Origin of the sequence: Pedobacter metabolipauper (assembly GCF_004362715.1) — a bacterium.
Lineage (GTDB): Bacteria > Bacteroidota > Bacteroidia > Sphingobacteriales > Sphingobacteriaceae > Pedobacter > Pedobacter metabolipauper.
Genome location: NZ_SNYC01000004.1, coordinates 1270356 through 1295735 on the forward strand (window position 1 = coordinate 1270356; position 25380 = coordinate 1295735).

Genomic DNA, 25380 nt, shown 5'->3' on the forward strand with positions numbered 1-25380 from the left:
CATTCAGCTACAAAGCTGATGATACGCCAAAGCGTAAATAACTGTAGCGGTCGCGGTAATAGATGTTGTACGGATCTTCCCCGTAATATCCGGCAGCCGCCATAATAAATGCTTTCTGCATAAACGGAAAACTGTAGTGAAAAGAAGCTTCTGTATTTAGACGTTTCCGGATAGCACCCAGGTCGTATGCAGACATCTGGTTTACCGCATAATTTAACCCGGCATTTAATCGCCAGTTTTCTTTCTGGTCCTTAATCCGGCGCAGGGAAAAGTTATAGATCAGCCGGGTAAAGCCGTAATCATTTTCTAAGGCTTCTTCATAGCTAAACCACCTGTGCCATTCCAGTCCGGCATCATGATTTAAAGAGTAACTGTTTTCTTTAATGGTGCTTCTCTTTCCGAAGTGATAGGTGGCTGTCAGGTAATTGGTGCTAAAATTTCCTGTGCGGGTATTGATGCTGCCGTCTTCATTGATGGCCGGATTGTCCTGCCCATTGGAATGGTGCGTAAACCGGAGTGTTCCGTATCGATAATGGGAGGCATCCTGATTTAGGCGCACATAAAAAACACCACCAATTTTTAAGCTGGGTGTTCTTACACCGGCAGATTTTTCATCAATCACTTTAACGGTAAAGTCGGGAACTAGTGCAAAAGCTACAGGCAGCCGGTCAGTGGCCAGCAGCATATAACTGGTGGTGAGCCTTCCATTTAAGATGTATTTTACAGGGGCGCCTATCTCACCTTTGGGCGACGTATAGGATAATTCCTTGTTCTCTTTATACAGACCCAAATAATCCGCATTGACCTGTGCAGGTGCTATTTTTATAACCAGTAAAAATGGGATAATAAGGACGCAGCATCTTCTCATTAAAAAGCAGTTAGAAATCTTTGTTCAGCAGTTTTTCCAATTCTCCAAAAGAAACATTCATGCGCACACGGCCTTGTTTGGCGTAGGCAATTTCTCCGGTTTCTTCAGATACAATAACGGCTACCGCATCTGTAGTTTCCGATACCCCGATCCCTGCACGGTGGCGCAGACCAAACTGTGGCGGAAGTTTATCATTGTCGGTCAGCGGAAGGATGCAGCTGGCACTTTTAATCTTGTTCTCTGAAATGACTACTGCACCATCGTGCAGCGGACTGTACTTTTGAAAGATGCTTTCCAGCAAACGCTTCGAAATCTTTGAATCAATGATCTCACAGCTGTTTGCAAACAACTGGTCGTCGTAGAACTTAACAAAAACAATCAAAGCCCCTGTTCTTGATTTCTTCATGCTTTTACACGCATCAATGATGGGTTTAATGCGGACCAGGTTATCGCGCTCAATGCTCTTGCTGCCAAATAAATATCCCCACCAGGCCTTATTCTGCTGTAAAAAAGTATTTTTTCCAATCAGCAGCAGGAATCGCCGGATCTCGGGCTGGAAGATCACGATCAGGGCGATGATCCCCACACTCATAAACTTCTCTATAATTGTCGTCAGCAGGTTCATGTGAAGCTGCTTAACGGCAAACCACATGATCATAATGATCAGCATCCCAAGCAGCAGGTTTACGGCAAGCGTATTTTTTATCAGGTTATAAATGTAATAGATGATCAGGGCGACAAGAATAATGTCTACTACATCGGTTACTGTTATTTTTAAGAAATCAAAATCAAAACCTTTCATTATAAAGCCAAGTTAGGAAAATTTTATTGTTGCTTCATCTTTTGAACCAAAGCAATACATTCGGCAGCGGCTTTAACATCGTGGACGCGTAAAATATTTGCGCCCTTTAACAACGCAATGGTATTTAACACGGTTGTGCCGTTTAGTGCTTCTGAGGGACTGCTGTCGAGCAGTTTATAGATCATTGATTTTCTGGAAAAGCCAACCAGTACCGGCAGGTTGAACAGGTCAAGATGATTCAGCTGCTGCAATAGCTGGTAATTGTGGTCCAGTGTTTTAGAGAATCCAAAACCAGGATCTATAATGATGTCCTTAACGCCCAGGTTTCTCAATGCAGCGATCTTTTCTGAGAAATAATCAACCACTTCCAGACCAATATCCGTATAACTGGCATATTGCTGCATGGTTGCCGGCGTACCCTTCATGTGCATGATGATGTAAGGTACCTGCAATTGAGCGATGGTGTCAAACATGGCTTCGTCCATCCCTCCGGCGGCAATGTCATTGATGATGTGCGCGCCTGCATGGATGGTTTCCTGTGCTACCTTTGCCCGGAACGTATCGATGGACAGGATGGCTTCCGGTAAGTTTTTTGCAATTGCTTCTACCACCGGTACAATCCGCTGCAGCTCTTCATTAGTGCTCACTTCTGCAGCACCCGGTCTGGATGAGTAGGCGCCGATATCAATAAAATCTGCACCCGCATTCAGAAAGGTTTCCGTTCGTTTCAATGCATCGTCCACAGAGCTGCTCCGGCTATTCTTATAAAATGAATCGGGTGTCAGATTCAGGATACCCATTACGCGGGGAACACCCGCATCGAACAGTTTACCTTGCAGGTTTAGTGTAGTCTTTCGGTATAAAAATGTATCTTTAGCCATTGTTAATGGTACAAACTTAGATAAAATTGTGTGATTATTTTACTAAGTGATTTTAGCGTACCCAAACCCCATTGAACTAAATATTTTTATTGTTTTGGCTACAAATACTTCGCAAGAATACGATTCAGTTATAGCGGTCTGCAAATCGCTCTTTTTAAAGAAAACGAATGATTATGGTACGGCATGGCGCATCCTCAGACCTGCTTCCATTACGGATCAGATCTTTATTAAAGCACAGCGCATCCGCACACTGGAAGAAAAAAAGGTTTCTAAAGTAGGAGAGGACATTACCTCTGAATATATTGGCATTGTCAATTACTGCATCATTGCAATGATCCAGCTCGACCTCGATGCTGATGCCCCCAATGAATTGGAACTGAATACCGTAGAACTGCTTTTTGATAAAAAAGTAACGGAAACCAAAGAACTGATGTTTGCCAAGAATCACGACTATGGCGAAGCCTGGCGGGATATGCGCATCAGCTCGCTGACTGATCTGATCTTAATGAAGATCTTTAGGGTTAAACAAATTGAAGACAACCTGGGCCATACCCTGGCCTCTGAAGGGGTAAGCGCAAATTATCAGGATATGCTGAACTATGCCGTATTTGCGTTGATTAAATTAGGAGTACAATAATGAAAAAAACAGCACTAAACTTCGCCCGGATCTTTGTGGGCGTCCTCTTTATATTTTCAGGACTGATCAAAGCGAATGATCCCCTTGGCTTTGGCTATAAACTGCAGGAATACTTTGAAGTATTTCATATTCCATTTTTAGCTGATATCGCTACTGGTATTGCCATCCTGCTCTGCGTATTCGAAATTGTACTGGGGGCCCTGCTCTTGTTTGGCTTTTGGCGCAAGCAGGTTACAACCGGACTGCTGGTTGTAATCATCTTCTTTACGTTTTTAACCTTTGTTTCTGCTGCATTTAAAGTCGTTACTTCCTGCGGATGTTTTGGTGATGCCATTCCCCTTACCCCCTGGCAATCCTTCTCTAAGGACTTAATTTTACTTGCCCTGATCGTCTTTCTCTTTAAAAATAAGGACAGCATTAAGCCGATAACCAATCATCCGGGATGGCAAAGCGGCCTGTTCTCTGCAGTGCTTGCATTTTCTCTGCTCTTTAGCCAGTTTACCTACAGCAGATTGCCTATTCTCGATTTCCTGCCCTATAAAGTGGGTGCCAACTTGCCTGAACTGATGAAGATCCCGGCAGGCGCCATACCTGATGAATACCAGATCATGTACAACCTGACCAATAAGGCCACTGGTGAGAAAAAGGTGATGAGCGATAAGGATTACCTGAAAACAGAGATCTGGAAGGATGAGAACTGGGAGATTGTCGGTACACCAGAAAGCAAACTGATCAAGGCCGGTTATCAGCCTAAGATCAAAGATCTGATGATTAGCGATGCTTCCGGAACAGATTACACCAAAGAACTAATCGAAAACCCCTATTATAACCTGATCATTGTAGCATATAATTTAAATGATACAGATGAAGATGCAATCGCTAAGATAAATGCCCTGGCATTGAATGCGACGGAACAGTTTAACATCAGGTCTGTATTATTAACCTCAAACTCTGCGCAGGATGCAGATGCCTTTAGTAAAAAGATGAAGTTGTTTACAGAGATTTTCTATGCGGATGCAGTTCCTTTAAAAAGTATGGTCAGGGCAAATCCGGGCGTAATGCTTTTGAAGAATGGGGTGGTCATTGATAAATGGCATTACAATGCAGTTCCTTCTTTCGGGGAATTGTCTAAAAAATACTTCGCAAAGTAATCATGATCAGCTACGCCATCAAAAAATTCATCTATGGATTTGCTGTAATGGCAGGTGTGGTGGTCGTTGTATTCGTCTTATTTAATGTATTGCCCGGTGATCCGGCAAGAATGACCCTCGGCCAACGTTCCGATGTGCAGTCGCTGGAAGCCGTACGCAAAGAATTTGGGCTGGACAGATCCAGACCTGTGCAGTTTTTTTTATACCTGAATGATCTTTCCCCAATTGGATTTCATGAAGACAATCCGGAGGCTGAAGAAAAATACCATTACCTTAAACTGATCCATTTTGATTCTGATGTGCTGGTTGTTAAATGGCCATATCTGCGGCGCTCGTATCAAACAAAACGGGATGTAACAACCATCCTTACGGAAACTGTGCCGAATACCTTTATCCTGGCATTAACCGCAATGATTTTTGCAACCCTCATTGGTGTCTTTCTTGGGGTTTTATCCGCTGTGCATAAGGATACCTGGATTGATAAGGCCGCAAACGCATTTGCCATACTTGGCATCTCTGCACCTTCTTTTTTTGCAGGTATTATCATTGCCTGGCTGTTTGGCTTTGTGCTGAGTGAATATACCGGGCTGAATATGTCTGGCAGTTTATATAGTTATGATCCTTTTAAGGGAGAGATCATGACCTGGAAAAACCTTTGGCTGCCGATGGTTACCCTGGGGTTAAGGCCGCTGGCCATCATTGTTCAGCTGACCAGAAGTGCGATGCTGGATGTGCTGGCCCAGGATTATATCCGCACAGCAAGGGCGAAAGGATTGGGACGAAATGCAATCATTTACAAGCATGCGTTACGGAATGCGCTCAATCCTGTAATTACAGCCATCTCAGGCTGGTTCGCTTCTTTACTTGCAGGCTCTTTCTTTGTAGAATATATTTTCGGCTATAATGGATTGGGACGTACCACGGTAACGGCATTGGAAATGTCGGATTTTCCGGTTGTAATGGGTTCTATTCTGTTTATAGCCTTTGTTTTTGTAATTATCAACATCTTAGTAGATGTATTATATGCCTTTGTTGATCCAAGGGTAAAACTAGCGTAACCATGAAAATATTTTTAGTTGGATTTATGGGGTGTGGTAAAAGCACATTGGGCAAGAAATTAGCCATAAAGCTTGGATATACCTTTATTGATCTGGATCATCAGCTTGAAAAAGCAGTTGGTACCTCTGTTGGAAATTATTTCGCTGCTGAAGGTGAAGATGCTTTCCGCAAGATGGAAAGTAAAGTGATCAAAGAGTTTGATTACCCTCAAAATTGTATTGTTGCCACAGGAGGTGGTGCCCCCTGTTATTATGACAACATGGAGTTCATCAACCGGAAGGGGATCACCATCTATATTCAGCTTCCTCCTGCTGCTTTAGCCAAAAGACTGGAGAATGGCAAAGATAAACGTCCGCTGCTCAAAGATCTGGATGAAAAAGAACTGATCAGCTATATAAAGAGCAAGCTGGAAGAACGGGAGCCATATTACAAGTGTGCGTTTTTAACGGTAAGCGGTATTAATCTGAACCCCGAGCAGCTGCTCAATCAATTATTTTAAAGCTTCCAAATACAGGTTGGTCTGTTTTTCTATTTCCAGCACCGCCACTTTAATTGCTGATCCTACCCGGGTAGTCTCTGCCTTTACCGGGATCTTCGAAGTGGTTGCCAGTGCTTCGGTATAATACTTGCCCCAGGTGCTGATGATCTTCTTTTCTTCATCTGCCGGTTTACCGGATGCAATAACTGCTTTGCTCAGTTCAAACTCTGTCTTTAACCTTTTTAAGGCGGCAATCTTTACTTCATTAAGTGTCCATAATGCGGTTTTCTCATCGGCATTAACGAGCGTATAGGCAGTTGTTAAAGCACTGATGCCGACATTCTGCATTGTTTCAGCAGAAACCTTGTCCAGCCGGTCATTATCGGTATGGTAAAATACATCGGTAAAATGCCACATCAGTAAGCCCGGTATCTTGTTCTGAAGGAATGGTGTATGGTCACTTCCGCCTTCAAACGGATTATAGTTTACCGTCCAGTTTGCATATTTACCCTGGCTGTTACAAATGTTCATCACCAGATCGTTGTAGTAATGCGGAAACAGGTCTTTCTCTGTCACATTTCCTGCACCCCATTCGGAGTGCTTGTCCGTGCCCCTGGTCCATATGGCCGAAGGATCCGGCATCTTTTCGATCAGAAATGAACCACCTGTTTTTTTCGTGTCCTCTCCAACCATATCCAGGCTCATCCCGCAGATGATTCCCTTTGCCCTTTCAGTGTTTTCTTTAATGTACCGCTGCGTTGAAACGATTTCATCTCCCCATAAAAAGGTGAGTGTGCGCTGTGGGCTTAGCTTACCTGCTTTGATCAGTTCTGCAGTAACCCGGGCCATTTCGGCTAAGGTGCCAACGCCTGTAGCATTGTCATTTGCACCAGGTTCCTGAACGTGGGCACTATATATAAACCGCTCGCTGGGCTTTGTGTTTCCCCGGGCATTGGCCACAATGGTCAGCTCTTCTGAAGGATAGCTGTTTACAGAGATGTCAATATGAAGTTTAACAGGTTCTTTTTCAATGGCCTCTTTTGAGCGGTTTCCCAAAAGTGCTTTTAGGCGTTCTTTGGCCTGGTAGGACAGGTTGATTGCCCAGCCTTTCTGATCGCGGTTGCTGATGCCAGAGAATTGTATGGAAGTTTGATGGATCTCGGGTTTGGTATATGCGGGCATGGCATAGCCCAACACGCCAATGGCACCTGCATTGATGGCTACGTTAAACAGCCTGGCAGAACTGGTTTCGGAAAATAAGATCTTACCCTTAAGATCCTGATCATTTAGCTTGCCAATGTCTGCTGCATTTAAATAGACTACTTCAGCCGTTATACCACCAGAGGGTGTTGATACGGAACCAATGGCCAGCATATTGCGGTTGGTCTTAAATTCAAGCAAGGGTACTGTTTCTCCAGCTATGGTTACCGATGCATTTATAGGGTCCCAGGCATTGGCCTTCATCGGCCGTTTTTCAATGCGGTAAGTTAGCGGTGCTTCCGCTTCATCTTTCTGCTCCGGCACATACCCTGCTTTTTTAAGCAGACCTTCTACGTAGTAGATGCTTTCATTAAACCCTTTATTTCCGGGTAACCTCCAGCGCTGCTCAACAAACGCAGTGGTGCTCAATGCGTTGCTCTTGTCAAATTCCTTCCGCGTAAGCTTAAAATAATCAGCTGTTGGATCCTGGGCAAAGGCAGGGCAGGAGAGTAATAGTAGTCCTGCAAAAAGTAGTCTTCTCATTCGCTTAAATTAAATACTGACAGCCTGGAACTGTCAGCAGGTATTTAGCAACAAGATACTAAGAAACTCCCGAATTCAATTTAGATTTCTTCTTTAAGGCCTGATCGGCAGAGTAGGGGCCGGAACCAACGATCCAGAAAAGAACCAGTAACAGTAAAACGATCACAGACAGCCAAAGCTCTGAATTGAGGACTGAAAATCCACGGGAAAGGTTCACAAAGAGTACTGCTGATAATACGATCGGAATCTGGATCACTACCGCAAAACGGGTTACCAGGCCAATAGTGATCAGTATACCCCCAACTAAATGCACAAAGCCAATGATGTGGATGGCAACGCTTGACATCATTCCTGAAAAGCCAAATACATTATTTTGCAGCAAAAGATCCTGAAGTCCGGCTGTGTTGCTTACAATAGCAATGCCTTTGCTAAAGATCAGTACGCCCAGTACGATGCGGATAATGTCGAGCCATTTGGCATGGTGTACATCGCCCCAATGCTCAATTTTTTGAATAACGGTCATTTTATACCTCCTGTTTATAATTGGTTACTTAAAGCTACGGATATATATTATGACTATCAATAGCAATATGTTGCCAGTCAGGATTTTATAGTGTGCTCCAGTATTCGTCTGCCTGCTTTTGCAGGATGGAAGAGAATTCTGTTCTTGGGGGCAGGTTTAAGTATGGATAGGTAACTTTAGACAGGTACAGTCCCTGTGGGTGTGCCGGCGTGATCAATAGCGGTGTCCTGTTCTCAATCAGATAACTTTCAAATTCATCCACGCTCAATATGCCTTTGCCAATTTTGAGCAGCTGCCCCATGATGATCCGGATCATTTTACCCAGAAAGCGGTTTGAAGTGATCTGAAATCTTAATTTATCTCCGCTGGCATCTGTAGAAAGCGATGCAGACATGACGTTGCAAATGGTATGCTCGTATTTGTCCGGGTGGGTACAGAATGCGCGGTAGTTTTTATAGTCCGGTAGTAAAGCGGCGGCCTGCTTCATACGGTCAAGATCTAGTCCGTCCAGTAGGTAATAGGAACTAAGTCCGTTTAAGAAAGGATCTTTATACGTGTGTATAAAATAATCGTAGGCACGCAGTACAGCATCAAAACGGGCATGCTGCTGTGCATCCATCGGTAAAATATCAAAAATAGCGATGTTGCCCGGCAGGAGTTTGTTTAAGCGGAACATGAGGTCGAAATCCCAGGGTTCTTCAATATCCATGTGGAAAAAGAACTGGCTGGCATGCACATGTGCATCGGTACGCCCGCATCCAATAATGGATACCGGGGTTTTAAGGATCTGTGTTAAGGCATGTTCCAGAACACCCTGCACATTAAAAACACCGGCCTGGCGCTGCCAGCCTTTGTAATGCAATCCGTTATAGCCTATGTGTACAAAGTATCTCACTTATTTTCCTGCACGCTTGTTCAACTCGTCAATTGGCATGACCATCATTCTGCCAACCGGGGTTTTACCCCTATAAGTAATGACTTTAAGTGTGGCCGCGTCTTTTGGCGGGGTAATCTTTTCGGTATATTTAGGATAGAAGTGATCGGGGAAAGAGTTATCGAAGCTGTAATAGATGTCCAGCCCTTCAACTTCTGTGCTCAGATCAATCATCAGCTGGCGGTCTGCAGACCTGCTTACCTTGAATATAGGATCATAGACACTGGGTGCATATCTGGTTTCAGCAATGTCCAGCCTTTTAAAATGCTGCTCCACTTTGCTGAAGAAACCTGGCCAGTGTTTCTTTTCTGCCGGCGACCAGACCGATTCTGCAATGGCCATACCGCGGGGCCATACCATATATTCTACCTGGCGGATGTTGTATACCTGTTCGGTCCACAGGTTGGCCTGCCCGCCTTTAATGTACTTCGGATCGGCACCAGCGGGAACCGGATCAAATTCATATGATTTACTCAACCGCAGCGATGCATATACCTTAGGTTCTGTGATCACGTCGGCCTGCATGTAATCCAGGTAGGCATATGCAGAAGGACTCATGACCACCTCATGCTTCTTTTTTGTAGCATCAATGCCGTATTTTGTACCTCTCCAGTTCATCACTGCTGCACTTGGCGACATTTCTCCGTCCAGGATCTCGTCCCAGCCCATAAATTTCTTGCCCTTGGATTCTACGATCTTCTGTACCCTTTTTTCAAAATAGCCCTGTACCTGGTGCATGGTTTTAAGTCCTTCGCGCTGCATCAGGGCTTTAATGCTGTCATTTTTCATCCAGTAGTTGATGGGTGCTTCATCACCACCCATGTGAATGTATTCAAAAGGGAATAATTTGGCAACCTGGGTAATGACGGTATCTAAAAAAGTGTATACCTTTTCATTGGCAGGGCACAGGGTATTGTCTACCAAAGCAATAGGCGGCGCCCCTTTAGACCAGTCCATGATCCGCTCTCCGGAACGTACACGGTAGTTCTCTGCACCTGGTGTGCAGGAAAGTTCCGGATAGGAAACAATGGCTGCTAAGCTGTGTCCGGGTACATCAATTTCCGGCATGATGTCTACAAACCGTTCTTTGGCATAAACAATCAGCTCTTTAATATCTTCCTGGGTATAAAATCCACCATAGGTACGTGGCTCGTCGGCTCCAGGTACACTGAAATTACCAAATTCACCCTCCTTTTTTACCCGCCAGGCACCTACTTCTGTAAGCTTCGGCAAGCCTTTGATCTCTATTCTCCATCCTTCATCATCGGTAAGGTGCAGGTGCAGCAGGTTGTATTTATAGCGCACCATGGCATCAATGTATTGTTTGATCTCCGCTTTGGTAAAGAAATGGCGGGCAACATCAAACATCAGTCCGCGCCAGCCTACCCGCGGATAGTCCGTAATCTCTACGCAGGGTGCTTCCCAGTCTACATCGGCCATCAGTTCCTTTCCTTCAATTTCTTTAGGAAACAACTGGATCAGGCTTTGTACACCGTAAAATATTCCAGCCGGCTTATTGGCACGGATGGTAATCGCATTTGGATTGACGGACAGCTGGTATCCTTCCTTTCCTAAAAGTGCATTTGCTTTATCATTTAGAATGAGTTTTATCGTAGCCCTGGCTGTTGTGGTGCTTACGTTGGATACAAAACTGCCCGTAGGTACAGAAAGTCTTTCCTGGAGGAAGGCTACGGTTTGGGTAAGCTCCATATTGGCCGGGGCCTGGATCACTACATTTGAAGGAAGCACAAAATGGCCTTCACCTTTAATTACCGATACCGGTTCAGGAATGATCGCAATTTCCGAAGTGTGGTTCACCGTTCCGGAAGTTACAGGAGCAGGGGAATTGTCTGGCGCCATTTCCTGACTAAAAACGGGAGCGCACAGTATACTAAGGCATAACAAAGAAAAGAATCTTTTCATAAAATACGGTTGTTGTTCTCTATAGGATATGACCGCAATTTATTAAAAATATAGCAATATCTGTGGAAATGCTTATTTCAAAGCATCCAGTACCCGGAATAATTTCCTGCTGATCCCCGATCCGGAGTAATTGTTGCTGTTGATCACAATGATGTATTTCTGTCCGGCATTGCTGGTATAATAACCCGCATAGGCAGAAACATCTGCGATGGTGCCGCTCTTTAATTTCATACCGTTGTTCTCAGGCAGGGATTCATAGAAGACGGGAAACCAGCTTTCTTTTTGTGCCTGGAACAGGATAGAGGCCATCGCAAACGTAGTTACGCGTGTTGCCGGGGAAAGTCCGCTTCCATCAATGATGTTCAGCGCCGCTTTATCCATCCCTTTGGATGCCCAGTAATTGATTACCGTGGCAGCACCATTTTTAGTGGTTGCATCTTTACCTGCCTTCCAGGCCAATGTTTTTAAAAGATGCTCCCCATACAGGTTCACACTTTTTTTATTAAACCAGAACACGATCTCAGTTAAGGATGGCGAGCTGATCGTATTGATCTTCTGTGTTATTTTTGGCAGGGGTCTTTGCCCGGCAGTTAACTGCCGGGTAGTTTCAGGCGCTTCAGAAACGGGAATGCCAATGTGCTGCAAGGTATCCTGTAACCGGAATGCGGCATCAAAGGCAGGGTCGGGGAGTGCCGCTGAAATGCCTGATTTTGCAATGCCCGTTGCCCAGGTGCCTCTCAGGTAAGCTGTTGTTCCAAGTGCAGGCAGATAGGCATATACATTATCGCCGCTTCCAGCGGCACCGGGTTTTAGCTCGTTAACCAGCGTAAGGTAGGGCATCTCAGGAACCGTTTTTAGGATGGTTACTTTACTGTCTGCACGGTAAGCCTTTAAATGAATGTCAAACTGGTTTTCCCGCCAGCTCAATGCAGATGCACCAGCCCCATAATAATTGCCCATATCCTGCCAGGTCCAGCCATCTGGAGTAGTTTGTGAACCCCAAAGGCCATCATCACCAATGACGTGACCCTCAATCTTTCTGATCCCGGCCTCTTTAATTGCTTTAACCCATTGGGTCAGTATCGTTCCTTCTTTACTTTGTGCATACCTCCAGGATCCCAGGGTAGGGTCGCCGCCGCCAACAATGACGAGGTCTCCCTTAAGCAATCCGTCCGCCTGGATATTGCCCGTGTAGGCAAGCGCAGTTTCGTATCTGAAATCCTTTCCCAGCAAGCTGAATGCGGTAGCTGAGGTGATGGTCTTTAACGTAGATGCAGTAGAAAGACCAACATTCTGGTTTCTGCCAAAGAGTAAGGTGCCTGTGTTTGCATCGAGCACACACACAGAGGTGATCGCATATTTAGTTTGCGGATCTGCCATTAGGGCCTGATAGGCCTGTTCAAGTCTTTGTACCGGTGTTTGTGCATACACAACACCCTGGATGAGCAGTAATGCAAGCAGGGAAAGTCTTTTTACCATATATCAATAAAAAACGTGATGTAAAAATAGCAGTTAAAGCCATTCCTACATCACGTTTGTGTATTAATTGACAAATTTTAGATCAATTCATTTCTTACCAGGTATTCCGCGATCTGAACAGCGTTGGTTGCAGCACCTTTGCGAAGGTTGTCTGCTACGATCCACATATTCAGGGTGTTTGGTAAGGATTCGTCACGTCTGATGCGGCCAACGAACACTTCATCTTTCTCATGAGCATCAATAGGCATTGGATATTTCAGGTTTGCGATATCATCAACAACGATGATTCCGGGTGTCCTGGACAGGATATCACGCACTTCAGCCACATCAAATTCACTTTCAAATTCAATGTTTACCGACTCAGAGTGACCACCCATTACAGGGATCCGAACGGTTGTAGCCGTAACTTTAATGCTGTCATCGCCCATGATCTTACGGGTTTCCAGGATCATCTTCATTTCCTCTTTGGTATATCCGTTTTCAGTGAATACATCAATCTGAGGGATTACATTTAAGTCGATCGGGTAGGCGTATGCCATTGGGCCGTCCATAATTCCTTTACGCTCGTTCATCATCTGCTCTACGGCTTTAACACCAGTTCCGGTTACAGACTGGTACGTAGATACCACCACGCGTTTAATTCTGTATTTGTCGTGCAGTGGTTTTAAGGCGACAACCATTTGAATGGTTGAACAGTTTGGGTTGGCAATGATCTTATCGTCAATAGATAGTTCATGGGCATTTACTTCAGGAACAACCAATTTTTTCGAAGGATCCATACGCCATGCGGATGAATTGTCGATTACTGTGGTGCCTGCTTCTGCAAAACGCGGTGCATTTTCTAATGAGGTACTGCCGCCAGCTGAGAATAATGCAATATCGGGTCTCATTCCAATTGCCGTATCCATATTTACAACAGCAAACTTCTTACCCTTGAAAGTGATTTCCTTACCAACACTCTTTTCAGAGGCTACAGGGATCAATTCAGTCAACGGGAAGTTACGCTCTTCTAATACTTTTAACATTACGGTACCTACCAGACCGGTGGCACCTACTACTGCAATTTTCATGATTCTTTACTTGTTTTATTACTTGTTTTTAATTAATTATTAATGGTTTATGTTTAATAAGCCCTCAAATATGAGAATTATTTCACGAAATACGGATACAAAAAAAGGGAAGTGGCTTTGTAAACCACTTCCCTCTATCGTTAAGAATCTATTTTTCTTAAACCAGTTCGCGATTTACGTAGTCAAAACTTTGCTTAATGCTCACATAAGGATCAATGGCAAAATTTTCCTGCTCAACAATTAAATGTTTAAGCCCGGCCTGCCTGGCGTGTTTATAGATCTTTTTATAATCGATCGTTCCGCTGCCAATTTCAGTGTTCAGACCGTTGTTTGCTTTGTCCATGTCTTTCACATGCCACATTTCAAAACGTCCGGGATGTTTGTCAAATAACGCAACCGGATCATTTCCGGAACGCACTACCCAATAGATATCCATTTCAAACTTCACGTTGTTCTTGTCTGTCTCCTGAAGCATGATGTCATATCCGGTTGTTTCACCGTACTTTTTAAATTCGAAGTCGTGGTTGTGGTAAGCCAGTTGTAAGCCTGATTTCTTACACAATTCCGAAGCTTCATTTAACCGTGCGGAGATCTTCTTGAAATCATCCAGGCTGTTTCTTAACGAACCATCCAGGTAAGGGCAGGTAAAATATTCCATGCCCACAGCTGCTGCTCCTTCAATAAGGGGCTTGATCTCATCGGCATTGCCAGAACGGATAAATCCGTCCATACCGAAGTGTCCGCTTGGTGCTTTGAGCCCGTTATCTTTTAAAAGTGTTAGAAAAGATTTAGCGTCCAGGCCCCAATAACCGCCCTGTGCAGAATATCCATAGGTTTCTACTTCTTTATATCCTGATTTTGCCACTTGTGCAATTACTCCTTTTACATCTTTAGGAAGCAGTTCCCTAAGGGAATACAACTGTAAACCCACTGTTTTTGCAGCAGTGGCAGGCGTACAGGCGAAAGATGGAATCAGCATTGTTCCCGCAGCGGCTAAGCCGGCCTGTTTTATAAATGTTCTTCTTGAATTCATCATACTGTTTTTATTATACGTCACAAATAAGTACCGCTTCTTTTAATGATTTCATACCATCTTTCTGCTTCGGAATAAATTCCTGCGCAAGGTATCCTTTAAAACCGGTAGCCAATATCGCCTTAACGATAGCCGGGTAGTATAATTCCTGCGTATCGTCTATTTCGGCTCTTCCCGGTACACCAGCGGTGTGGTAATGGGAAATGTATTTATAGCTGCTCTTAATGGTGCTGATCACATTACCCTCATCAATTTGCATGTGGTAAATGTCATACAGCAGTTTAAAGTGCTCAGAACCCAGTCTTTTGCACAATTCTACGCCCCATGGGGTATTGTCGCACTGGTAATCCCTGTGGTTAACTTTGCTGTTTAAAAGCTCCATTACCAGCACTACGTTGTGTTTTTCTGCAATGGGTAATACTTGCTTCAAACCTTCCACACAGTTGTTCCAGCCGGTTTCATTGTCTTTACCACGCTTACTGCCGCTAAAGCAGATCAGTTGCTTATAGCCTGCTGCTGCAACTTTAGGGATCATCTCTGAGTAGTTCTTGATTAACGTGGCATGAAACTTCGTATCGTTCCATCCATCTTCCAGATTGATCTCGGCGCCATTACAAAGCGAAGAATCCAGTCCATGTTTTTTTAAAGTAGGCCAGTCGTTAGGCCCAACAAGGTCAATCGCCTTGATCCCGATCTTCTTGGCCTCGATACACAGGGTATCCAGGTCTACTCCTCCAAAACACCAGCGGCAAACCGAATGGTTGATGTTGCCTTTCAATGCATCAGATTTATAATCTGATAATGCAAAGGCTGGTAAGGTTGCCGAAACGCCTAAAGCGGCAGTTCCGGTAACGATATTTTTCAGTGCAGTTCTTCTGCTTTGTCCTTTTTCCATGGTTATGCCGGATCTACTTGTTCAGTTTTTTTGTCTGTAAAGAATACGGTAAAGATCAGGAATACTACTGCTGCAATGCAGGCAGGAATTATCCAGGTCATTTTCCAGTCTATGGCACCGTCTGCCGTTTTATAGGTATCTGTAATCCATCCTGCAACTTCAAAACCAATTAGCATACCCACACCATAGGTAGCCAGTGTGATCAGGCCCTGTGCCGCACTCTTATACTTATCACCAGCTTTGCTGTTGGTATAAATTTGTCCGGATACAAAGAAGAAGTCATAGCAGATCCCGTGTAAAGCGATACCAATAATGATCATGAAGCTCAATTCACCTGCGTTGCCATATGCAAACAGCAGGTATCTTACCGACCAGGCAAGCATACCCACGAGGATGGTTTTTTTGAAGCCGTATTTCTTAAAGAAGAACGGGATCAGTAACAGGAACAATGCTTCAGATACCTGTCCGATGGCCATTTTACCTGTCGGTTCTTCTACACCAATGCTGGATAGGAAAGGGTGCGCGTTTTGGTAATAAAAAGCAAGCGGGATACAGATCAGGATCGCTGATACAAAGAATACCGCAAAGTTTTTGTCCTTCAATAATTTTAAGGCATCCAGACCCAGGATCTCACCAATTTTAACTTTTTCACCTGTTGCCCCTTTTGGCGGGGTTTTAGGAAGTGTAAAACTGAATAAGCCCAAAGCCAATGAAACAGCACCGCCCATTAAGAACGTGTTTTTCAATAGTCCTGATGACAACGCTTCCGGAGAATCCCAGATAAATACATAACTGATCAATAAGCCGGCAGCGATCCATCCGATTGTTCCAAAGATCCGGATGTTGGCGAATTCCTTTTCAGGATCTTTCATCTGGTTAAAGGATACCGAGTTGACCAGGGCAAGTGTTGGCATAAATACAATCATATAGCCCAGCACGTATGGGTAAAATACAGATACGTCTGTAGCGGTATACATTTGGTACATTAAAAGCGCACCGATCAGGTGCAGCACACCCAGGATCTTTTCTGCATTAAAGAAACGGTCTGCAATTAAACCAATAATGAAAGGGGCAATGATTGCTCCCCAGGATTGGGTGGAAAATACGGCGGCAGACTGAGAGCCTGTTGCGGAAAGATTTTTATCCAGGAATGTTCCCAGTGTTACAAACCATGATCCCCAGATAAAAAATTCCAGGAACATCATGACAGAGAGTTTAATGCGGTTATTTATATTCATATTTGGTTGGTTTATTTTAAAGTTAATAATTACAATTCTTTAATCATAATGTTACGGAACCAAACCTCATCGCCATGGTCCTGTAATGCAATCTTTCCAGTTTTATAGGTAGCAAAGCCATTCCATTTCGCAAACTTGCTTTGGTTTAAAAGGCTTTTCCAGTTCTCATCCCAAAGGGTGGTGGTTACAATACTAACGCCGTTTAGCTTCAATTCAAGGTTGCCGTTTTTTACGATGATCTCTGCGGTATTCCATTCGCCCAGTGGTTTTGCAACTTCAGAACTGCTTTTAATGATGTCATAAAGATCACCTGCTCTGTGCTTGGTGAACTTAGCATCCGGGTGCCCGTCATTGTCAATTACCTGCATTTCTAAACCAGTGCTGTATGTTGCACCATATTTAGCTTTATCTTCATGTACCAGGAAAATAATCCCGCTATTTGCCTTTGCAGATGCTTTCCAGTCTGCCTTAAAATGAAAATTGGTATATTCCTTATCCGTTACCAGGTCGCCTCCGCCGTCTCCGGTTACTGTAGGGTCCAGGTGAAAGGCACCATCTTCTACTTTCCATTTATTACCGGCAGTAGTTTTGCCGTAAGTGTGCCAGCCGGTTGTTGTTTTTCCGTCAGATAATTTCGTAAAGCCTTTAGTAGTGCCCGACTGGTTTTTTGTGCTGCTGCAGCTCATAATTGTGGTTACGATCAGCGCAGCGAAAAGGTATTGTTTCATGTTTATGTGTTAATGTGTGTTGTTTTAAGGTTATACGCCTAATGTCCACCCTTTACGGTATTCACGTTTTACGAACTGGTTTACTTCATCAAGGTTGGTAACTTTCATGGCGTCATTATCCCATAGTAACTTCAGGTTACGTCCAGGGTAACTGATCTTACCATCTGCAGCCTTGCGCTGTACATCCACACCTCTGATGGCCAGGTTGGCCATTAAAAGGGCTTCAGTTAACGGGCCTGCAATTTCAAACGGTGAGCTTACCTCATGTTTACCGTAACCGGCAATTGCAGCTTCTACCCATTGTTTGTAATGTCCGTCCGCACCCTTCGGTACACGTGCAAATTTTTCAGGTACTTTGATGTCTTTATTTTTGCTCAATGGCAATAAGCGGGGATTTGCACTGTAGGTGCTGGCCATCATTTTACCTTTGGTGCCGATAAACAGCGTTCCGTTTCCGCCGTCGCCAAAGGTTTCATTCGCAGCCAGCTCTTCCGGACGCTCCGGTTGTATACCACCGTCCATCCAGTGTACGATTACATCTCCCTTGGTCTTATTGGTTTTAGGGAATTTTAGGGTTACATGGCTTGATGGCGGACAGCTGTCCGGAAAGTATCCTCTTTTAAATTCGTCAACATAGACAGAGCCAACGCTGGCCTGTACTTCTGACGCATATTTTAAGTTTAATACACTAAACGGAGCCTCCAATAGGTGACAGCCCATATCGCCAAGTGCGCCGGTACCATAATCCCACCATCCGCGCCAGTTAAATGGAACCAGTTTGTTTACATAGTCCTTATATGGAGCAGTACCCAGCCACAGGTCCCAATCCAGATCAGCAGGAACCTGGGCCTTATTGGCAGACCATGGAATACCCTGAGGCCATACCGGACGGTCTGTCCATGCATAAACGGTATGTACATCACCAATCAATCCGGCATCGTACCATTCTTTCATCTGTCTTGGCCCATCATTCGATGCACCCTGGTTTCCCATTTGGGTAACCACCTTGTACTTTTTCGCAGCAGCTGTTAAAGCCCTTGCTTCATAAATATCGTGGGTTAATGGCTTTTGTACGTATACGTGTTTGCCAAGCTGCATGGCCGCAAGGGTCTGTACCGCATGGTTATGATCCGGGGTAGAAATGGAAACCGCATCGAAATTCTTTGATTCTTTATCAAATAATTCACGCCAGTCCCTGTAATATTTAGCTTTAGGGAATGCCTTTACACTGGCAGCTGCCCTGGAATCATGAACATCGCACAGATAGGCAATGTCTGCTTTTCCGGAGTCGGCAAAAGCCTTAATGTCGGACTGGCCTTTTCCGCCGGCGCCAATTCCGGCAACGATCAGACGGTCACTCGGGGCTAAAAATCCTTTACCACCCAGCACATGCCGGGGAACGATCATAAATGCAGTGGCTGCAATGGCAGTGGTCTTTAAAAAACTACGTCTTGAGGTCGGATCCTGATCTTTTTTTAGTTCTTCCATGGCTTAATTTGTGGTTAGGTGATTGTTTGTTTTTTAAGCGGTATGTTATATTGCTGGTTCTAATTATAATCCTAAGATCTTATTGTTAAAGTCGTCATCTCCGCCAGAAGCGGCAAAGTCATCAAATGCCTTTGAGGTTACTTCAATGATGTTCTTTTTGATAAATTCTGCACCTTCACGGGCACCAACCTGTGCATCCTTAATGCAGCATTCCCATTCCATTACTGCCCATCCCTGAAAATCGTATTGGGCAAGCTTGCTGAAAATGGTCTTAAAATCTACCTGGCCATCACCCGGAGAACGGTATCTGCCGGCACGGTTTGCCCAGCTCTGGTAACCACCAAAGGTTCCCTGCCTGCCGGTTGGGTTAAACTCTGAATCTTTAACATGGAAGGCTTTGATGCGTTCGTGGTAAAAATCAATATACTGGATGTAATCCAGTTGCTGCAATACAAAATGTGATGGATCATATAATAAGCATGCACGCGGATGGTTGTTCACTTTTTCAAGGAACATCTCATAAGTGATGCCGTCAAACAGGTCTTCGCCGGGATGGATCTCATAACAAACGTCTACGCCGCAGGCATCAAATTCATTCAATATCGGCATCCACCGTTTAGCAAGTTCCGTAAAGCCTGCGTCTACCAGTCCCTCCGGACGCTGCGGCCAGGGATGGAACATGTGCCATAATAATGATCCGCTAAATGTAGCGTGTGCATTTAAGCCCAGGTTCTGGGATGCCTTAGCGGCATATTTCAATTGCTGAACGGCCCATTCTGTTCTTGCCTTTGGATTGTTCTTGTACTGATCCGGGGCAAAAGCGTCAAAAGCCAGGTCATATGCCGGGTTAACGGCAACCAGCTGGCCTTGTAAGTGGGTAGACAATTCAGTGATCTCTAATCCGTAAGATCTCACTTTTCCGGTTAGCTCATCGGCATAGGTCTTGCTTTCAGCAGCCTTTTGCAGGTCAATGAACCTGTTGTCTAATGTAGGCATCTGGATTCCTTTGAAACCCAGGCCTGCAGCCCATTCGCAAATGGCATCCAGTGAATTAAACGGGGCTTCGTCTCCAATAAATTGGGCTAAAAAAACTGCGGGTCCTTTAATTGTTGTCATGCTGATTATAGGTTAAAATCAAACCATTTCTGATCCGACTGGCTTGAAGCCACTACGTTTTCAATAAAAGCCATTCCACGAACACCATCTTCCACTCTTGGAAAATCAAGCATGGCTTCGGTAGGGGTGGTACCTTCAATTTTAGCAGATACTGTGGAGGTAAAGTTACGGTAGATGTTTGCAAATGCTTCAAGGTATCCTTCCGGATGGCCTCCCGGTACACGGGTGTTGTGCTTTGCCAGGTCGGATAGGTAAGCCTGTCCGGCACGGTAAACCTGTGCAGGGGCATCTAGCCATTTAACCAGCAAGGTATTTGGCTCCATCTGGTGCCATTCCAAGCCGCCTTTTTCTCCGTATATTTTAATTTTTAAGGCATTCTCTTCACCTGCGGCAATCTGCGAGGCGATCAATACACCGTTTGAACCGTTATCGAATTTCAGCAACACGTTTCCGTCGTCATCCAATCCTCTTCCCGGAACCACAATATTCAGGTCGGCACAAAGTTTAGTGATCTTTAATCCGGATATGTACTCTGCCAGCTGTGCAGCATGTGTACCGATATCGCCCATGCAGCCGCTTTTGCCACTTTTTGATGGATCTGTGCGCCATGCAGCACCAGCATTTCCTTCCCGCTCGGTAAGGGTGCTCAACCATCCCTGCGGATACTCGACAATTACCTTTCTAATGGCGCCGAATTTTCCTTCTTTGACCATCTCCCTGGCTTGTTTTACCATCGGATAGCCGGAGTAGGTATGTGTTAAGCATAAGATCAGGCCGGTTTCTTCTACCTTTTGCTGTAATTGTTTGGCTTCATCAAGAGACAAGGCGATTGGTTTTTCTATGACCACGTTAAAGCCATGATCAAGGGCCATCATTGCCGGGGCAAAGTGTGCAAAGTTAGGGGTAACAATGGTTATAAAGTCGATGCGCTGATCAGCAGGCAATTCACTTTCCTTACGGATCATGTCTTCATAATTTTCGTAGGTCCTGTCTTCAGGAAGGAACAGCATTTTGCCTGATTCCCTGGCTACTTCAGGATTTACGCTAAGTGCACCGCAGCAGAATTCTACTTGTCCGTCGATATTTGCTGCAATCCGGTGAACGGCTCCGATAAATGCATCTTTACCGCCACCAATCATACCCATTCTAATCTTTCTGGTCATTCTTTAAATTTTTTAATCCCATCATGATCTGCAGAAAATACTGCCGCATCCTCATGATGTCTGTTGTTATTTGTGTGTTAATCGTTTATTTCCGTGGTTTTATATATCATAAAACCTTCGAGGTTTTAAATGTATAAAACTATAATGAGCTTATCAACTATTGTTTTTTAGTTAATAAGCTCATTATAGTTTTTTGGATCTAAAGATTACCTGCTTTTAATTCCTTTACAGCGAAGTCACATGCCCTGGCTGTTAAAGCCATATAGGTTAATGATGGATTTTGACAGGCTGCAGAAGTCATGCAGGAACCGTCTGTAACAAAAACGTTCTTAACTTCATGCATCTGGTTCCATTTGTTCAGTACAGATGTTTTAGGGTCCAGTCCCATACGGGCAGTTCCCATTTCATGGATTGCCATACCCGGAATAGATCCGTTATCGTACGTTTTAACATCTTTGATGCCTGATGCTTCCAGCATTTCTGCTGCATCATCCATCATATCTATACGCATTTTCCGTTCATTGTCCTTAAACTCACAATCAATGGCCAGTACAGGTTGTCCCCATTTGTCTTTCTTTGATTTATCAATATAGACACGGTTTTCATGGTATGGCAGGGATTCTCCGAAACCTCCAAGACCCATCGTCCATGCGCCGGGTACAGTCATCAGATCTTTAAAGTCGCCGCCAAAAGCAAGCTCGGCAACTTCAGAATGCCAGTTACCGCGACTAGCACCACCCTGGTAGCCGAAACCCCTTACATAATCACGTTTTTTATCGTTGCCCATATTCTGGTACCTCGGAACATAAATTCCATTGGCCCGTTTACCATAAGTGTATTTATCATCAAAACCTTCTGCTCTTCCGGATGCACCGCAACGGAAATGGTGGTCCATCAGGTTATGACCCAGCTCACCGCTTCCATTACCCAATCCATCAGGAAATTCTTCCGATGTAGAGTTTAACAACAGGAAGGTAGAACCCAATGTAGATCCGTTTACGAATACGATCTTTGCATAGTACTCGATACTTTCCTTAGTCTCCGAATCAATCACCACTACACCTTTTGCTTTTTGGGTCTCTTTATCATAAATGATCGTATTAACCAGTGAATACGGACGAAGGGTTAAGTTTCCTGTAGCCACGGCAGCGGGAAGGGTAGATGATTGCGTACTGAAATAGGCGCCAAAAGGACAGCCTCTGCTGCAGAGGTTCCGGTATTGGCACTGGCCCCTGCCACCATGGGGAACGGTTAGATTGGCTACGCGGCCAATGGTCATGATCCGTTCCTTTTTCCATTTATCCTCAATGCGCTTTTTAACATCTTTCTCTACACAGTTCATATCCATGGGTGGTAAGAACTGTCCGTCTGGCAATGCCGGCCAGTTTTCAGCCTGACCGCTAATCCCGGCAAACTTCTCTACGTAATCGTACCATGCTGAAAGGTCCTTATAACGAATTGGCCAGTCTACACCATGGCCATCTTTTGCATTGTCTTCAAAATTAAGGTCGCTGAACCGGTAACTCTGGCGGCCCCACATGAGTGACTTACCACCTACATGAAAACCCCGGTACCAGTCAAAACGCTTTACCTCGGTATATGGGCACTCTTTATCGTCTACCCAAAAGCTTTCGTTAAATTCAGTATACGGATAGTCCCTGATTTGAACGGGGTGGGTTGCTTTCTGGGCTTCCGTGATTTTGCCCCTGTGTTCAAACTCCCATGGCTTTTTCATGGCCGTGGTATAATCTTTTAAATGTTCAATGTTTCTTCCTCTTTCAAGCAATAAAACTTTGAGTCCTTTTTCTGTTAATTCTTTTGCAGCCCATCCGCCGCTTATTCCTGATCCTACAACAATAGCATCGTAGGTATTATTAGCTACCGCTTTCGTATTTAAATTGCTCATTTTAATTGAATAGAAGGTTTATGACCAAACTTTTTGACCTGGTTTCAAGTCTGTGCAACCGTCGTAACGGCCTGGGATCTCCACAAAAGCCATGGCTTTTGTGGCACCGATTTCTGAGGTAAAGTACCCCAGGATGGTTAAGTCCCGTATGATCGGAAAGAACCTTGGAAGGGTTTGTTTCGGTGCTTTTGGAGACATGGAATTGGCAAGGCCGTCTTTTTCAGATTTCTTGCTGATGTCGTTTTCCTGCTCTACACGTTTGCGTTCCAGGTCATCATTCTCTACTTTTAGATCAGCGAGGGTTTTTTCCCGCAGTTCATCCATGATCTGCTTGTGCTGATCAGGGGAAAGTTCAAGAAAAGCTTTGCTGAATTTATCCTTTGATTGCTTTTCCAGATCTTCCAATCCCTTTACAAAGGCTTTTTGTGCATCTGCAGGATAACAATCTTTGATCATTAACGCGATAAAAGGTCCTACTCCTGCGGCTTTTGCTCCAGGGGTACTTGTAGTTGGGATAATCAGGTCTGCAACCCCGGTAATCAGTAAAAGCTGATTTTCTGTGAATAAGCTACCGCTGGCTGGTGTAGATGGTGAATTGCAACTATCGAGGAATACTCCGATCGTAGTTGCAGATAATGCGCCTCCCATTAAAAAGGCCATATTCTTCACTGCTGCTCTTCTGTCCATATTAGGCTGTTTTGGTTCTTTAGGAATGTCCTAAGTGTGTTTAATATTTGATATTTGTAATAATAAGAAAAAATATATAGTTAGTGTCTGGATTACACAATTAATGTAAAAGTATAATGCTTTTGTTACTTTGTGCTGTTCTAATACAATCAGGGGCACTTTAGCAGAGGGTTTGCTGGCTAAAGACGTTCTTTTTTCAAATAATCTATGCTTTTTTTAATAATCCATACTTTGGGTAGTGCCTGGATCCGGGCCGGTTTTAAACACATCCTGCTCAGAGGCATGTGATCCGGTCCTGGCCTTTTTATGTCTTTAGGGATGGATTTAAATTTTGATCAATAGATTCATCAACTTGCAGCAGGTAACGCGGGATTAAACAATTTTTTTCATAACTTTAATTATTGTTCATGAATGATCTGGTTTATTGGACATACTAATGCCACTATAGATTTTAGTGTACTTTAAAGTTTTACCGGCAATGCCCCACATTGCCGGTTTTTTTATAATTGGTCTGTATTTTTCTATAATATAGTCTGTGTTTTTTTGATCTCAATAGCTGAAAACTTTTTTAACAGGTTTGTTTCATTTTTTTAACTTTGCGCAAATTCAAAAAATACATGACTGAAAAAATAATAGTATTAGGTTCAAATGGTCAGATCGGCACAGAACTGGTAACAGCTTTACGAAAAACTTATGGCGAAGACAATGTTGTCGCTTGTGATATCCGCAGACCTGATTATGATATCAAAAACTCTGGCCCTTTTGAATTTGTAAATGTTCTTGAAAAAGACATCTTAAACGCTATCTTTCAGAAGTATAAACCAACACAGGTTTATTTACTTGCCGCTTTATTATCGGCAACAGGTGAGCAGAACCCGAAACTTGCCTGGGATCTGAACATGAACGGATTGCTGAACATTCTTGATCTTGCTATTACTTATAAAACGGCAAAGGTATACTGGCCAAGCTCTATTGCCGTTTTCGGTCCAAATTCTCCGAAAGACCATACACCTCAGTTTTGTGTGATGGATCCGAATACGGTCTATGGAATCAGTAAGCTTGCCGGTGAACGCTGGTGTGAGTACTACAATCAGAAATTTGGATTGGATGTTAGAAGTATCCGTTATCCGGGATTGATTAGCTGGAAAGCTGCCCCTGGTGGTGGAACAACGGATTATGCGATACACATTTTCCATGAAGCCTTAAAATCAGGCAGCTATGCTTCATTTTTAAATGCAGCTACAGAATTGCCAATGATGTATATGGACGATGCCATTCGCGGAACCATTGAACTGATGGATGCTGAAGCCAGTAAGATCTCTATCCGTTCCAGCTATAACTTTACCGGTGTAAGCTTTACCCCGGAGATCCTGGCCGCTGAGATCCGTAAATATATTCCGGAATTTAAATTAACTTACACAGAAAATGATCCGCGCCAGGCCATAGCCAACAGCTGGCCAAGATCTATTGACGATAGTTATGCCGTTAAGGACTGGGGATGGAAACCTGAGTTTGATCTTGCGAAGATGACTGACGATATGTTGAAGAATTTACAAAATAAATAAGTGTTATAAATTA

23 protein-coding genes are annotated in these 25380 nt (G+C 44.1%); 5 read left to right on the forward strand and 18 right to left on the reverse strand.

Annotated features, from left to right (window positions below; genetic code table 11):
- Positions 1 to 7: 7 nt before the first annotated feature.
- Genes ATK78_RS12105 through folP form a run of 3 tightly spaced genes read right to left on the reverse strand, consistent with a single transcriptional unit; the run spans position 8 to position 2551 of the window.
- Positions 8 to 868 carry a hypothetical protein gene (locus ATK78_RS12105; protein WP_208112347.1) on the reverse strand — a complete coding sequence of 287 codons (861 nt, stop codon included), beginning with the start codon at positions 866 to 868 and terminating at the stop codon, positions 8 to 10.
- 10 nt (positions 869 to 878) lie between these two features.
- Positions 879 to 1670 (reverse strand): diadenylate cyclase CdaA, encoded by a 792-nt coding sequence (cdaA, locus tag ATK78_RS12110; RefSeq protein WP_133576331.1) that lies wholly within the window; start codon positions 1668 to 1670, stop codon positions 879 to 881.
- Between the two features lie 23 nt (positions 1671 to 1693).
- On the reverse strand, positions 1694 to 2551 hold the full coding sequence (gene folP / locus ATK78_RS12115) for a dihydropteroate synthase (RefSeq protein WP_133576332.1): 858 nt from the start codon (positions 2549 to 2551) through the stop codon (positions 1694 to 1696).
- A 94-nt stretch (positions 2552 to 2645) separates the two neighbouring features.
- Between folP and ATK78_RS12120 the strand changes: the two genes are divergently transcribed.
- Genes ATK78_RS12120 through ATK78_RS12135 form a run of 4 tightly spaced genes read left to right on the forward strand, consistent with a single transcriptional unit; the run spans position 2646 to position 5897 of the window.
- Positions 2646 to 3188 carry a DUF1599 domain-containing protein gene (locus ATK78_RS12120; protein WP_133576333.1) on the forward strand — a complete coding sequence of 181 codons (543 nt, stop codon included), beginning with the start codon at positions 2646 to 2648 and terminating at the stop codon, positions 3186 to 3188.
- On the forward strand, positions 3188 to 4339 hold the full coding sequence (locus ATK78_RS12125) for a BT_3928 family protein (RefSeq protein ID WP_208112348.1): 1152 nt from the start codon (positions 3188 to 3190) through the stop codon (positions 4337 to 4339). Before ATK78_RS12120 ends, ATK78_RS12125 begins: the two co-directional genes overlap by 1 nt.
- 2 nt (positions 4340 to 4341) lie before the next feature.
- On the forward strand, positions 4342 to 5397 hold the full coding sequence (locus tag ATK78_RS12130) for an ABC transporter permease (RefSeq protein WP_133576335.1): 1056 nt from the start codon (positions 4342 to 4344) through the stop codon (positions 5395 to 5397).
- 2 nt (positions 5398 to 5399) lie between these two features.
- Positions 5400 to 5897: a shikimate kinase gene (locus ATK78_RS12135; RefSeq protein ID WP_133576336.1), complete on the forward strand. Its 498-nt coding sequence runs from the start codon at positions 5400 to 5402 to the stop codon at positions 5895 to 5897.
- On the opposite strand, the gene ATK78_RS12140 is transcribed toward ATK78_RS12135, so the two are convergent.
- The 15 genes from ATK78_RS12140 to ATK78_RS12210 all read right to left on the reverse strand — a co-directional run bounded on the left by ATK78_RS12140 (position 5889) and on the right by ATK78_RS12210 (position 23802).
- Positions 5889 to 7619, reverse strand: a complete 1731-nt coding sequence (locus ATK78_RS12140; protein WP_133576337.1) for a M28 family peptidase — start codon at positions 7617 to 7619, stop codon at positions 5889 to 5891. The two genes, ATK78_RS12135 and ATK78_RS12140, sit on opposite strands and share 9 nt — an antisense overlap.
- Positions 7620 to 7677: 58 nt before the next feature.
- Positions 7678 to 8142 carry a DoxX family protein gene (locus ATK78_RS12145; protein WP_133576338.1) on the reverse strand — a complete coding sequence of 155 codons (465 nt, stop codon included), beginning with the start codon at positions 8140 to 8142 and terminating at the stop codon, positions 7678 to 7680.
- 85 nt (positions 8143 to 8227) lie between these two features.
- Entirely contained in the window at positions 8228 to 9037 is an 810-nt protein-coding gene (locus ATK78_RS12150; RefSeq protein WP_133576339.1) for a tRNA pseudouridine synthase A, read from the reverse strand.
- A complete protein-coding gene (locus tag ATK78_RS12155; protein ID WP_243732510.1) occupies positions 9038 to 10999 on the reverse strand; it encodes a beta-N-acetylhexosaminidase in 1962 nt (653 codons plus the stop codon).
- Positions 11000 to 11071: 72 nt separating this feature from the next.
- Positions 11072 to 12478, reverse strand: a complete 1407-nt coding sequence (gene dacB / locus ATK78_RS12160; RefSeq protein ID WP_133576340.1) for a D-alanyl-D-alanine carboxypeptidase/D-alanyl-D-alanine endopeptidase — start codon at positions 12476 to 12478, stop codon at positions 11072 to 11074.
- 77 nt (positions 12479 to 12555) lie between these two features.
- A complete protein-coding gene (locus ATK78_RS12165; protein WP_133576341.1) occupies positions 12556 to 13548 on the reverse strand; it encodes an aspartate-semialdehyde dehydrogenase in 993 nt (330 codons plus the stop codon).
- A gap of 157 nt (positions 13549 to 13705) precedes the next feature.
- Positions 13706 to 14584: a sugar phosphate isomerase/epimerase family protein gene (locus tag ATK78_RS12170; protein WP_317126206.1), complete on the reverse strand. Its 879-nt coding sequence runs from the start codon at positions 14582 to 14584 to the stop codon at positions 13706 to 13708.
- A gap of 10 nt (positions 14585 to 14594) precedes the next feature.
- Complete coding sequence (locus ATK78_RS12175) at positions 14595 to 15476, reverse strand: hydroxypyruvate isomerase family protein (RefSeq protein WP_133576342.1); 882 nt, start codon at positions 15474 to 15476, stop codon at positions 14595 to 14597.
- A 2-nt stretch (positions 15477 to 15478) separates the two neighbouring features.
- The gene (locus ATK78_RS12180) at positions 15479 to 16714 is read right to left on the reverse strand and encodes an MFS transporter (RefSeq protein WP_133576343.1); all 1236 of its coding nucleotides are present in this window, start codon (positions 16712 to 16714) and stop codon (positions 15479 to 15481) included.
- A 29-nt stretch (positions 16715 to 16743) separates the two neighbouring features.
- The gene (locus ATK78_RS12185) at positions 16744 to 17442 is read right to left on the reverse strand and encodes a 3-keto-disaccharide hydrolase (protein WP_133576344.1); all 699 of its coding nucleotides are present in this window, start codon (positions 17440 to 17442) and stop codon (positions 16744 to 16746) included.
- A 30-nt stretch (positions 17443 to 17472) separates the two neighbouring features.
- Positions 17473 to 18930: a Gfo/Idh/MocA family protein gene (locus tag ATK78_RS12190; RefSeq protein WP_133576345.1), complete on the reverse strand. Its 1458-nt coding sequence runs from the start codon at positions 18928 to 18930 to the stop codon at positions 17473 to 17475.
- Positions 18931 to 18993: 63 nt separating this feature from the next.
- Complete coding sequence (locus ATK78_RS12195) at positions 18994 to 20046, reverse strand: sugar phosphate isomerase/epimerase family protein (RefSeq protein ID WP_133576346.1); 1053 nt, start codon at positions 20044 to 20046, stop codon at positions 18994 to 18996.
- 5 nt (positions 20047 to 20051) lie between these two features.
- A complete protein-coding gene (locus ATK78_RS12200) occupies positions 20052 to 21209 on the reverse strand; it encodes a Gfo/Idh/MocA family protein (RefSeq protein ID WP_133576347.1) in 1158 nt (385 codons plus the stop codon).
- A 199-nt stretch (positions 21210 to 21408) separates the two neighbouring features.
- Positions 21409 to 23115: a GMC oxidoreductase gene (locus tag ATK78_RS12205; protein WP_133576348.1), complete on the reverse strand. Its 1707-nt coding sequence runs from the start codon at positions 23113 to 23115 to the stop codon at positions 21409 to 21411.
- A gap of 18 nt (positions 23116 to 23133) precedes the next feature.
- Positions 23134 to 23802, reverse strand: a complete 669-nt coding sequence (locus ATK78_RS12210; protein ID WP_133576349.1) for a gluconate 2-dehydrogenase subunit 3 family protein — start codon at positions 23800 to 23802, stop codon at positions 23134 to 23136.
- A 617-nt stretch (positions 23803 to 24419) separates the two neighbouring features.
- On the opposite strand from ATK78_RS12210, the gene ATK78_RS12215 reads away from it, so the two are divergent.
- A complete protein-coding gene (locus tag ATK78_RS12215; RefSeq protein WP_133576350.1) occupies positions 24420 to 25367 on the forward strand; it encodes an NAD-dependent epimerase/dehydratase family protein in 948 nt (315 codons plus the stop codon).
- Positions 25368 to 25380: the final 13 nt, after the last annotated feature.

Coding starts and splice junctions, on each gene's coding strand:
- ATK78_RS12215 (WP_133576350.1), top strand. CDS start 24,420: ATGACTGAAAAAATAATAGTATTAGGTTCAAATGGTCAGATCGGCACA.
- ATK78_RS12135 (WP_133576336.1), top strand. CDS start 5,400: ATGAAAATATTTTTAGTTGGATTTATGGGGTGTGGTAAAAGCACATTG.
- folP (WP_133576332.1), bottom strand. CDS start 2,551: ATGGCTAAAGATACATTTTTATACCGAAAGACTACACTAAACCTGCAA.
- cdaA (WP_133576331.1), bottom strand. CDS start 1,670: ATGAAAGGTTTTGATTTTGATTTCTTAAAAATAACAGTAACCGATGTA.
- ATK78_RS12210 (WP_133576349.1), bottom strand. CDS start 23,802: ATGGACAGAAGAGCAGCAGTGAAGAATATGGCCTTTTTAATGGGAGGC.
- ATK78_RS12190 (WP_133576345.1), bottom strand. CDS start 18,930: ATGGAAGAACTAAAAAAAGATCAGGATCCGACCTCAAGACGTAGTTTT.
- ATK78_RS12205 (WP_133576348.1), bottom strand. CDS start 23,115: ATGAGCAATTTAAATACGAAAGCGGTAGCTAATAATACCTACGATGCT.
- ATK78_RS12165 (WP_133576341.1), bottom strand. CDS start 13,548: ATGAAAATTGCAGTAGTAGGTGCCACCGGTCTGGTAGGTACCGTAATG.
- ATK78_RS12180 (WP_133576343.1), bottom strand. CDS start 16,714: ATGAATATAAATAACCGCATTAAACTCTCTGTCATGATGTTCCTGGAA.
- ATK78_RS12195 (WP_133576346.1), bottom strand. CDS start 20,046: ATGACAACAATTAAAGGACCCGCAGTTTTTTTAGCCCAATTTATTGGA.
- ATK78_RS12155 (WP_243732510.1), bottom strand. CDS start 10,999: ATGAAAAGATTCTTTTCTTTGTTATGCCTTAGTATACTGTGCGCTCCC.
- ATK78_RS12200 (WP_133576347.1), bottom strand. CDS start 21,209: ATGACCAGAAAGATTAGAATGGGTATGATTGGTGGCGGTAAAGATGCA.
- ATK78_RS12175 (WP_133576342.1), bottom strand. CDS start 15,476: ATGGAAAAAGGACAAAGCAGAAGAACTGCACTGAAAAATATCGTTACC.
- ATK78_RS12140 (WP_133576337.1), bottom strand. CDS start 7,619: ATGAGAAGACTACTTTTTGCAGGACTACTATTACTCTCCTGCCCTGCC.
- ATK78_RS12145 (WP_133576338.1), bottom strand. CDS start 8,142: ATGACCGTTATTCAAAAAATTGAGCATTGGGGCGATGTACACCATGCC.
- ATK78_RS12125 (WP_208112348.1), top strand. CDS start 3,188: ATGAAAAAAACAGCACTAAACTTCGCCCGGATCTTTGTGGGCGTCCTC.
- ATK78_RS12105 (WP_208112347.1), bottom strand. CDS start 868: ATGAGAAGATGCTGCGTCCTTATTATCCCATTTTTACTGGTTATAAAA.
- ATK78_RS12130 (WP_133576335.1), top strand. CDS start 4,342: ATGATCAGCTACGCCATCAAAAAATTCATCTATGGATTTGCTGTAATG.
- ATK78_RS12185 (WP_133576344.1), bottom strand. CDS start 17,442: ATGAAACAATACCTTTTCGCTGCGCTGATCGTAACCACAATTATGAGC.
- dacB (WP_133576340.1), bottom strand. CDS start 12,478: ATGGTAAAAAGACTTTCCCTGCTTGCATTACTGCTCATCCAGGGTGTT.
- ATK78_RS12170 (WP_317126206.1), bottom strand. CDS start 14,584: ATGATGAATTCAAGAAGAACATTTATAAAACAGGCCGGCTTAGCCGCT.